This is a genomic window from Neisseria sp. P0021.S006 (assembly GCF_051956895.1).
The window spans coordinates 1-255 of sequence record NZ_JBQCWZ010001337.1 but is presented as its reverse complement, the minus strand read 5'-3'; the positions used below and the strand labels follow the sequence as shown (position 1 = coordinate 255).

1 protein-coding gene is annotated in these 255 nt (G+C 54.9%); it reads right to left on the bottom strand.

Going from position 1 to position 255, the window contains the following annotated elements; genetic code table 11:
- On the bottom strand, positions 1-255 hold a 255-nt coding region (locus ACTHUM_RS20185; RefSeq protein ID WP_440404027.1), incomplete at both ends, for a DNA polymerase.

Genomic DNA, 255 nt, shown 5'->3' with positions numbered 1-255 from the left:
ACGTTCAACATCCCTTCGTCCACTTTCGCCATAATCTGCGACAGTTTTTCTTTGACTAAATCCAGCTCTGCCTCAGGTACTTCCAACACCAATTCGTCATGCACCTGCATAATCAGTTTGCTTTGCAGGAGGTCGCCTGAAAGCCAGCGGGATACGTCTATCATGGCGCGTTTGATGAGGTCGGACGCGGTGCCTTGCATGGGGGCGTTGATGGCGGCGCGTTCGGCTCCGGCGCGGGCGTTGGCGTTTTTGTTG